Here is a 9662-nt window from a genome sequence, read left to right on the forward strand (position 1 = left end):
GTTCGCTCTCGCCAAGCAATGGCGGGGCCTCGCCACCCGCTACGACAAGCTCGCGATCACCTACCGCGCGGCCGTCACCATCAGCGCAATCCTCACCTGGCTACGCCATATGGGAGACACGCCCTAGTCGGTGTCCAATAGTCGGACACCGGCGTTACTCTGCATCTCATGTGCGGCCGATTCGCGAACGATTCCAAGACCGATGGATTGATCCGGGAGTACGTTGCTGACGGCGGCAAACCGGAGGACTGGTGGAAGTCCTGGGCCGGTGCTTACTCGATCGCGCCAACCTCGAACGCCCCGATCGTGCGTGACCGCGGCGAGGGGCGCATCCTCGAACTCGTTCGCTGGGACTGGCAGAAGCCAGCGAACCGGCCGAAGGGTGCACCGATCATCAACGCACGGATGGAGAAGGTGTGTATACCGAACTAAGCCTCTCTCCTGTCGGTTCTCAATGCGATGCTCGACTAGATGAGCAAGAGAACTCGTGTCGGCGCCGTACTGGCCCTCGATGACCCTCCCTTCTGGGCTGTCATCGATGGTGATGGCGCGGTCATCGCCGCAGTCTCGGACTTCATGCTCGACTTCTGGGCACGTGGGAACGCTGAATCGAGCTGCCGGTCGTACGCGTACGGCCTGCTGAGGTGGTTTCGTCACCTCGCGCTCGAGCGCGCGGACTGGGAGCGCGCAGCACGCGAGACAGTGCGTGACTTCGTGCTCGCCTGTCGCCAACCCTCAGCGCTGAGCCATCGGCCGCTTTCGCCTCGGACACTGAATCACAACCTCGCCGTGATCTCGGCCTTCTATGACTATCAGCTTGCGCAACAGCGCGGTCCGATCATCAATCCCGTACCGGCGCGCCGTGCCGATAGCGGCAGACGGCTGAACGCTCACCACAACCCTGAACTGGCGTTCCGACGCGACCGTCGGGCCGACTTTCGTCAGAAGGTCCCGAAGACAGCACCTCGATTGATCGTTGAGTCGCGCGTCGCCGAGATCCTTCAGACCATCCGCAATACGCGGGATCGAGCCCTCGTCGAGTTCTACCTCTCCAGCGCGGCCCGCCCCTCAGAGCTGCTCGGCATGAATCTCGAAGACGTTGACCCAGGGTCCCAGCGCATCACGGTAGAGCGGAAGGGCACTCGCGCGAAGCAGGCTCTGCCAGCCTCGTCCAACGCGTTCCTGTGGCTGCGGCTGTACCAAGAGTCGCTGCCGCCCGATTTACTCGCGAAGGGCAACCCGGTGTGGTGGACGAATCGACGCCCGTATCGGCCGTTCGGGTATGACGCCGCCAGAGCGATGTTCAACAGGGTCGGCCTCGAGATAGATGCGAAGGTGCGCCTTCACGGCCTTCGGCACACTGCAGCCGTGCGGATGTCCAACGACCCCGCTCTGACACTCAGCGACATCCAACGCATTCTCGGCCACCTGCATCTGTCCACGACCCAGGAGTACCTCCAACAGCATGACGACGACATCATCGAGCGCGTGGCTCAGCATCTTCGGGCGCGGTCAGAGCCTAGACCCACGCCGGAGGCTCCGGCGTTGACTTACGACAGCTCCGATCTTGACGAACTTCTGGGGGACGCATCATGGTGAAAGACCTCATCGAGACGGAAGACCCGATCGAAGCGCCGCCTACAGCGCCGCAACTCCGTCGACATCGCCGGCCGTCCCGAGGACGAGCGCGCCCCGGCGTGTTCCTCAACGCCGCGATTCCTCACACGCCGTACGACGATGGCATCCGAAGCGACTACCGCCCGATCGTTCAGATCTTCATCGATACGCTGATGACCTTCCCCGGCGAGACTTGGCAACGGCGCTGGGACGCAAGCGGGGTCGAGAACATGCCGAGCCTGACCTGGCACGACGCCTTCCCTGGCCTCAACCAAGTCGCTCGCGAACTTGCCACGAGCCCCGGCGTAGCCGTGTCGATCTTCATTCGCCTCGACGCTCTTCGGCCGAGTGCAGAGTTCCTCAACCGAGTTGGTCGCATCCGTCTCGACGGCTTCTCGCCGTGGTCGCTCGAAGGCTTCCCCACCGATGCCGCACGAGACACACTGCGAGCCGTGCTGATCCTCCAGGTGGCGACCGGCAAACACCTCAGAGAGATCACGGCCGACGACGTCGTGGCCTTCGCTGCCGTCGCCCGCAAGCCCATCCGCCGCGGGCTCGCAGACGCGCTCGAGATCCTTAAACGGCTCGGCATCGTTCCGCCCGACCTCCCGCCTCTTCGCCAGCTCGCGAAGCCGCCGAGGCCGGATGCAGCCGCGATGGTCGCGAGGAACAAGATCGAACCGCCCGCCGTCGCAGAGATGTTCACGCGCTACCTCAGGTCGCGAGCACCGGGCGTGGACTACCCAACTCTGCAGGCGATGTCGACTGAACTGCTCCGGAACTTCTGGATGGAGATTCGCTCCCGCAATCCCGAGCAAGCCGACCTACGTGTCGCGCCGGAGGTGGCTGACTGGTGGAAGACGGAATCGGTCGGACGCCTGAAGAACCGCTATCGCACCCTCTTCGCGGTGCGCGCAATGTACCTCGACATCGCCGTATGGGCCACGCACGACGCCTACTGGGCGTCGTGGTCGACTGCGAGCATCGTCTCCCAGATCGACACCGCCGGCCACCAGAAACACAGACGACGGGTGATCGCCGCCCACCATCAACGAGTCCGCAAGATCGCACCTAGCGTCCCGAAGCTCCTCGCCGCCATCGACACAGACCTCGAGCATCAGGAGTCACTTCTGCGCGCGGCGACCACGACCCCTCTCGGAGAGCGATTCGAGTGGGCTGGGCGAGCGTACCTTCGTGAGACGGGTGCAGGCCCCGGTGTGTCGATGACCGCGGTCCCGATTCGAGACCTCGCGACAGATGAGCGCATTCTCCAGGCACGGATCGCCGAACGAGCGTTCTGGTCCTGGGCCATCGTCCACGTCATGCACGAAACGGGCATGCGTCAGGAAGAAGTCGCGGAGCTCACAGCCACAGCATTATTCACCTATGAAGCGTCGACGGGTGAGAAGATGCTCTTGCTGCAGGTCGTCCCATCAAAATCGGATCGGGAACGCGTACTCCTCGTCTCTCCCGAGCTCGCACATGTTCTCGCTCGTCTCCGCCAAAGATCGCGCGGCGATGAAAATCAGGTCCCCCTGGTGATCCGCTACGACTCACTCGAGCGAGATTTCTCCCCGCCACTGCCGTTCCTCTTCCAGTGGAAAGACGGCGACGTTCGCCGCGTGTTCTCCCCTGCCGCCTTCAAAAACTTCGTCGCTTATGCCGTGCAAGTGGCCGGCCTCGACACCCCCGAGACTCGTCTGACTGCGCACGACTTCAGGCGTCTGTTTGCGACGGACGCTTTGAGATCGGGACTACCCGTGCACATCCTCGCCAAAGTGATGGGACACCTGAATCTCTCCACGACCCAGGGATACGCGGCAGTTTTCGATGAAGACGTCGCGCGACACTTCCGCCAGTTCGTTGATCGTCGACGAGCGTCGAGACCAGCAGAGGACTACCGCGATCCGTCGGCGACCGAGCTCGAGGAGTTCCACGCACACTTCTCCAAACGCAAGGTCGAACTCGGGTCCTGCTCACGCGGCTACGGAACGCCCTGCATTCACGAGCACGCGTGCATCCGCTGCCCGATGCTACGACCGGACCCGGTACAACGCCAGCGCCTCGAATCCATCCTGGCCAACCTCCACGAGCGGCTTGCCGAGGCGAAGAGGATGGGCTGGCTTGGAGAAGTGGACGGCATCGAGATCAGCATCCGAGCGGCCGAGGAGAAGCTGGGGCAGATGACCCAGATCGTTCGGCTGACCCTTGAACGACGTCGTCCGAACGGTGAAAACCCCACGCCTTGACCCCCTCGCGGTTCACGGAGAGATCTTCGGTCGTAAACGGTAAACCACCCGTTTCGGTGTGTTTGGGTTCGGCGGGGGGTTACGGCGCGACGATCCTCGGCGAGTCGCACTTGCGGCAGGCAGCTTCCATCGAGCCACCGAGATCGATCGTTTACGGTTGACGCCCGCTTGCCGCTTGTGCCTCGCTAGGCTCTGCTCATGAGCGCGAAAGTGGAGCAGATGGGCGTTGAGGTGCGCGGTCGTGCTGTTTCGACAACGGCGATTAGCGCGGTGTTGCTTGGGTGCATCATCGCAACGGTTCACCTCGTTTTTGGCGGGACCATGTATCTCGCGCTTTCAGCCGTCGATCTTTTCACGGCTTGGCCTTACTTCCTCGCATTCGCCCTTGTCGTCGCCGGACTCGTCACTCACGCAGCCGGACCGGTCAGCGGCAGGCCGCACGTCGTCATCACGGTCGGGTCTGGCATCATCGCAGCACTCGCTCTTCCAGTCGCCTGGTTCTATTTCGGCTTGGCCGGAATCGGACTCGAGAACGACGCCGACGAGCAGGTCGTAGCTCTCATGGGAGTCTTCAGCGCATCCGTGCTCCCCGTGGTGGTGGCCTTCGTCGGTGGCGTGTTCTCCTGGCGCAACCTGACCCAGCCCGCACGATTCCGGGTGCGTGGCATGGTGATGATTGCCGTCATCTCGATCGCACTCGCCACCGCGTGCATCATCTTCGCGCGCCTGTCATACCCTGTGCCAGATTGGGCCCAGTAAAGGATTCCTTCGCGTAGCTTCGCCGCACGTAGTCGCACGGGGGCACTCGCGTCGCGCCATTCCACGGCCCCGTGGGGAGTGTCAGGAGAAGAGTTGGCGAAGTGCGTCGAGGTCGCCCGAGTCGACGACCTTCTGGACGGCGTCAATGGTCTTCTGGTTCAGGAACATACCCTTCAACGTGTCGTTCCAGATCGCCCGCACCCTGTCCACGTCACCGGCGTCAACTGCCGCGCCTGCAGACTCGATCGCCTGCTGATACGGAATCTGCTGGAACCCAGCAGGCGCGTCATGAGGACTGTAGTACGGCACCGAGGGGCTGTTGGGGTCGGGGGTGAGCCAGAGCACCTGCCCCGGCTGGATCACGCGCACGTGGTTCATCTCGCCGAGAGTCGGCCACGCGCAGAGCCGTTCAGCGATCACAGCCTCGACATCCCCGGGCTCAACGGTATAGGTCAAGGGGATGCCGTCCTCATCGACTGTCACCTCACCTTTCGCGAACTCACGGGCACCGAGATCTCGGAGAGTCCCCTGTCGCTCCCAATACAAACCACCGCCGTCGCCATAGACCTGAGACGCGCTGAAGCAGGTTTCCAGCTCGTTCGATTCCGGCGTCGGCGTAGCCTCGGTGCCAACCGTGAGATCGGAATCGTTCGACGTCTGAACTGCCGCTGGTGATGTGGCGGTGCACCCGGCCAGCGCGGCAGCCGCTAGGGCGAGCGCGGCGAGTGCAGGGGCGAGCTTGTGCGTGCCAGACATGACGCCATACTGGCAGACCCGTTCCAACTTCTCGATGTCAGCCAAGCGAGCACGCGTCGGTGCGGCTGGTGCTCAGCGCCACAACTCATGTGAAATTACTGATCGGGAGCACCGGCGCAACTCGTGGAGCAGGGCCGATGATCGCAGCATCCGGCGGTAGCGACATACTCGGCGACCCTTCGGGCCCATTTCGCGACTTCACGCCGCAAACGATCGTTTTCGGCGGGTCTTGGTTAGCTCGGTGAAGCTCGCTACTGGTTTCTGGGCGCCGGCATTCTCCGCAGCCCGGTGCATCGTGCCGATGCGTGGCTACTTTGAGTGGACGGGGGAGAAGGGGGACAAGACCCCGCACTTCCTCCACGGCGACGGCATGCTCTCCGCAGCCGGTCTCACCTGGTCGATGGAGCTTGCGAACGGCGAACGATCACGCTGCTTCGTCGTAATCACCCGCGAAGCGCGCGACGCGAGCGGCGAGGTTCACGACCGGATGCCAGCGTTCCTCACCCCGGACACCTGGGATGCGTGGCTGACCCCCGAGAAACTCACCGGCGAGAGGAAGGTCGAAACTCTCGCGATACTCGAGCACACCTCCGCCGACGTCGCCGCCACGATCACCGAGCACGTCGTCGACCGAAAGGTGAACAACTCACGCACGGCCGACGCCACCGACCCGTCGCTCATCGAGCCTGCGGCATAGGCTTATCTGATGCTCATCGCCTCGATCCGCCCCGCCGAGAAGCACAACGCCACGGTGACGGGGACAGAGATCCCGGACCTTCGCGCTCAGCTGGTGGCAGAAGCACCCGCAGGCTGGGAAATGGTCTCGGCGCACGTCGAGATGAAGCCGGGCGGCATCCGTATCGTTGAGGGCAAGTTCCAACGTCGCGACGAGCCGCGCGAGATCGAAGGCGACGATATGGCCGCGCTGGAGGCGAAGGTTCCCGCAGGCCGGCAGATACTCTCGGTCAGGCGCGCGTAGCGTTGAGCTGCACGAATTACTTCAGTCTGAGGCGCAACTGGGGCACTGAACCGGCCGGATCGACAGCCCCGGCCTGGAGGCCCAACGCTCTGTCCCAGCTCCGTGCTACATTCGTATCACTACACCTCCCACGCCTCTCCTGGATGCGCACTTGGGAGGTTTTTCTTTCCCGGCCAGAGGAGCATCGATGCCCCGACCACCCCGGCCTCGCGGCTCTCTGATCTACGACAAGCCGGCACTCAGCCTGGACGACCTCATCGAGCGAATGGCCGAACGCGGGCTCGAGATCCCGGACCGCGAACGAGCCACGCGGTACCTGCGGCACATCGGTTACTTCCGGCTGTCGCCGTACACGATCCCGTTCCAACATGGTCAGCCCGATCATGCGTTCCGCGCCGGGGCTGCGTTCGATGATGTGCTGGATATTTACGTCTTTGACCGGGCGCTCAGACTGCTGGTGATGGATGCGCTGGAGCGGGTTGAAGTCGCCGTTCGCGCGGCGCTGACGGATCACATGTCGACCGCATACGATGACCCTCACTGGTACGTCGAAGCTGCTCACTTTGAGAATCAAGGGAAGCACACGGGGCTCCTGAACATCGTGCGCGCCACCTCAGGTACTCGTCTCGCTGGCGCCCCGGAGCCAGTGAGCTACCCCTCCAGCGTTGTCTACCGCTCAGCGCTCGAGCACTATCTACTCACCTACGGTGAACCCGAGCTGCCACCTTCCTGGTTGATGGTGGAGACCCTCACCCTCGGCCAGCTGAACAACGTAATCGACAACCTGCGCCTGCGCGCCGACCGGACTGCCGTAGCGAGGCGGCTCGGCCTGAACGATCCGGTGCTGACGTCGTGGCTTCGCACCTATGTGCGCGTTCGGAATATTTGCGCTCACCACGGTCGACTCTGGAACGTCGGCATCGGTGTGTACCCTGCGATTCCAGCCTCACCTGCGATCTCCTGGTTGAAGGGCGACGCTGCGCTGCCGGCACGCTCAGAGAAACGCCTCTACCCGGTGCTGGTGTCGCTCCAGTCCGTGCTCGACGTGGTGTCGCCCCGGAGCACCTGGGCCCGACGACTGCATCAGCTGCTCAGCACCCGCTCACCGATGAACCTCGCAGGTATGGGCATCCCTGCCGGTTGGGCAGAGGACGAGTTCTGGGCGAGACACCTGGATTAGTCTCTGCCGTCAGTACGAGTCTTCGTCGTCATGAGGAGCGTCCCAGGTCCCATCTCACGCGGAGTGCGGGAAGCTCCGATCGCGTCCTCCAGGGTGAGGCCCGGCTAGTTTGCGGATCCAGGTGTATGTTTTCATTCGCAGGATTTCATGGGGTGCCCTAACCATCTCCCTGCTCGCTGGCGATCGACGTTTCTCCCTCCGGAAGCCGAGCACTCGTTTGACGGCAAGGCTGAATGTTTTCTATGCTTGGGTGCAGAAAGGGCTGAGAGTACGGTCTCAGCCCTGCCGTAGATTCTGTCTGTGCAGATCTCGATCTCGTCGATCGTGCGCTCTCCCCAGAATCGGGCGTCACGGTCGAACCGACCACGCGCGTACCGGGGGCCGCAGGTGATATTCCGCTCTACCCGCGGCGTTCGACGGAACGCGGGCCGCAGCCGCAACGGCATGGCTACTGCCGCCGCATCCGCGGTCATCGCTCTGGCACTGACCCTTGTCGCTGCGCCGGGTGCGTCAGCTGCAACTGTTCCGCCGGCGGACACACCCCAGCCCTCCGCATCACCGTCACCGACGCCGTCACCCGAGACGACTCCGCCACCGCCGGAGCCGACAGCGCAACCGGCTCCTGCGCCGACTCCAGAGGCGACCGAGACACCGGCGCCGACGGACACTCCACCGGCGACAGACCCAACACCGCAGGAGACGAGCGCTCCGGAGGAGCCGGCCAACGTCACCACCGTCCTCAACGCCCCGGAGAGTGCGACGTTCGTCGCTGAGGCATCGGCGCGCATCACGATCCAGAAGAACGTGACCGGTCGCGCGACGGTCGGCGACCAGTTCCGCCTGACTGTGTCAACTTGAAGTGGCCCGGGGCGTCGTCTTGATTTGGCCCAGGGGTAGGTCGTCGTGGCGCGGTGCGTTGGTTCGGTGGGAATCGCCGCACCTAGTGTGACGCTCCAGGTTGGCGAGTTTGTGCGTGAGTGTTGCGTGGCCGCCCTCATCATGATCGCCATGGCCACCTTTATCGCGATTGTGCTCTACCAGCGACGTGTCGCCGCGACGGCAACACCGCACCCGGCTTCCAGCACCACGCTCCCAGCCTCGACTTCAGAGTCTGATATTCATCAGACATGCCCCTAGGAGCCGCAGGCGCGCAACTGGGTAGTTCGACCAGGTCCACCGGCTGCTCATGCGTCGGTCCGCTGTGTGGTTACGGGGTTCAAGGAATTCATCCTTCGAGGGAATGTCATCGATTTGGCGGTCGCGGTCGTGATCGGCGCGGCGTTCACCGCGATCGTCAACGTCCTCGTCTCGGCACTCATCAATCCGCTGATCGGCTTGTTCTTCGCGGCCGATAGCCTCGACACTGCACTGCAGGTCATGGTTCCGACGCTGGCTGGCGGTACGTCCACGTTCTCGTTCGGCGCAATCCTCGGCGCGATCATCAGCTTCCTGGCGGTCGCGCTGGTCGTGTACTTCGTGTTCGTGGTGCCGATGAACAAGATGCGGGATCGCGCTGCCGTGAAGGCCGGCGTCGTCGAGGAGCCCGAAGACCTGCCGAGCGAGGCTGAACTGCTCATCCAGATCCGCGATCTGCTCCAGAACCAGGCGTCGACGCAGCCCGCCGCGACGCGATCGACTCGGCTGCCCCGGGACTGATCCGGCGCCGCCCCGCGTTGGATGCGGTCAACGCGGGGCGGCAGGGAGCGGGAGACGCGATAGTCGACAGGAGCCTGGAGCAGGTCCGCGACAGGGTCTGTCCGTTCCTTTGTGTACGGGGCTTCGGCTTAGTTGATTCCTAGGCGGTCGCCGTAGGTGATGGACAGGGTGTTCAGGATAGCTTTCCAGCCGGCGATCTGCCCGGTCGGGTTCGTGCGATTCGGGCGCCGCTCGAGCACCGTCAGGTAGAGCACCTTCATCGCCGCCTGTTCGTTGGGGAAGTGCCCGCGGCGTCTCGTGGCCTGCCGGAACCTGGCATTGAGCGACTCAATCCCATTCGTCGTATAGATGAGGCGTCTGATCTCCGGCGGGAACTTCAGGAACGGCACGAACTCGCCCCACGCGCTCTCCCACATCTGGATCATCGCCGGATACAGGCTCCGCCATTGCTCGGCGAACTCCGCGA

11 protein-coding genes and 1 pseudogene are annotated in these 9662 nt (G+C 63.6%); 10 read left to right on the forward strand and 2 right to left on the reverse strand.

The features are described 5' to 3' along the window. The 5 genes and pseudogenes from KZA10_RS02920 to KZA10_RS02940 all read left to right on the forward strand — a co-directional run. Positions 1-127 (forward strand): annotated as a pseudogene (locus KZA10_RS02920) (IS5/IS1182 family transposase); the annotation flags it as partial. A gap of 41 nt (positions 128-168) precedes the next feature. Continuing rightward, positions 169-432: an SOS response-associated peptidase gene (locus KZA10_RS02925; protein ID WP_218682132.1), complete on the forward strand. Its 264-nt coding sequence runs from the start codon at positions 169-171 to the stop codon at positions 430-432. Positions 433-471: 39 nt separating this feature from the next. Then, the gene (locus tag KZA10_RS02930) at positions 472-1599 is read left to right on the forward strand and encodes a tyrosine-type recombinase/integrase (RefSeq protein ID WP_218682133.1); all 1128 of its coding nucleotides are present in this window, start codon (positions 472-474) and stop codon (positions 1597-1599) included. Beyond that, positions 1593-3866, forward strand: coding sequence for a site-specific integrase (locus tag KZA10_RS02935; protein WP_218682134.1), 2274 nt, complete (start codon positions 1593-1595; stop codon positions 3864-3866). The genes KZA10_RS02930 and KZA10_RS02935 overlap by 7 nt, the downstream gene beginning before the upstream one ends. A gap of 198 nt (positions 3867-4064) precedes the next feature. Continuing rightward, positions 4065-4625: a hypothetical protein gene (locus KZA10_RS02940; protein WP_218682135.1), complete on the forward strand. Its 561-nt coding sequence runs from the start codon at positions 4065-4067 to the stop codon at positions 4623-4625. Positions 4626-4706: 81 nt separating this feature from the next. Here KZA10_RS02940 and KZA10_RS02945 read toward each other — a convergent pair whose 3' ends face one another. Next, entirely contained in the window at positions 4707-5426 is a 720-nt protein-coding gene (locus tag KZA10_RS02945; protein ID WP_218682136.1) for a hypothetical protein, read from the reverse strand. A gap of 196 nt (positions 5427-5622) precedes the next feature. On the opposite strand from KZA10_RS02945, the gene KZA10_RS02950 reads away from it, so the two are divergent. From KZA10_RS02950 to mscL, 5 genes are all read left to right on the forward strand, one after another. Then, positions 5623-6078 (forward strand): SOS response-associated peptidase, encoded by a 456-nt coding sequence (locus tag KZA10_RS02950; protein ID WP_218682137.1) that lies wholly within the window; start codon positions 5623-5625, stop codon positions 6076-6078. Between the two features lie 9 nt (positions 6079-6087). After that, complete coding sequence (locus KZA10_RS02955) at positions 6088-6360, forward strand: hypothetical protein (protein ID WP_141388148.1); 273 nt, start codon at positions 6088-6090, stop codon at positions 6358-6360. Positions 6361-6547: 187 nt separating this feature from the next. Continuing rightward, the gene (locus tag KZA10_RS02960) at positions 6548-7540 is read left to right on the forward strand and encodes an Abi family protein (RefSeq protein ID WP_141388146.1); all 993 of its coding nucleotides are present in this window, start codon (positions 6548-6550) and stop codon (positions 7538-7540) included. 444 nt (positions 7541-7984) lie between these two features. Then, on the forward strand, positions 7985-8398 hold the full coding sequence (locus tag KZA10_RS02965) for a hypothetical protein (protein ID WP_141388144.1): 414 nt from the start codon (positions 7985-7987) through the stop codon (positions 8396-8398). 345 nt (positions 8399-8743) lie between these two features. Continuing rightward, positions 8744-9196 (forward strand): large conductance mechanosensitive channel protein MscL, encoded by a 453-nt coding sequence (gene mscL, locus KZA10_RS02970; RefSeq protein WP_141388142.1) that lies wholly within the window; start codon positions 8744-8746, stop codon positions 9194-9196. Positions 9197-9324: 128 nt separating this feature from the next. Here the strand turns inward: mscL and KZA10_RS02975 are convergent. Beyond that, positions 9325-9662: transposase (locus KZA10_RS02975; RefSeq protein ID WP_218681976.1), on the reverse strand; the 338-nt coding region annotated here is incomplete at its 5' end.

This window comes from Microbacterium sp. BF1 (assembly GCF_019279095.1).
In the GTDB taxonomy this organism is placed as follows: Bacteria; Actinomycetota; Actinomycetes; order Actinomycetales; family Microbacteriaceae; genus Microbacterium; species Microbacterium maritypicum.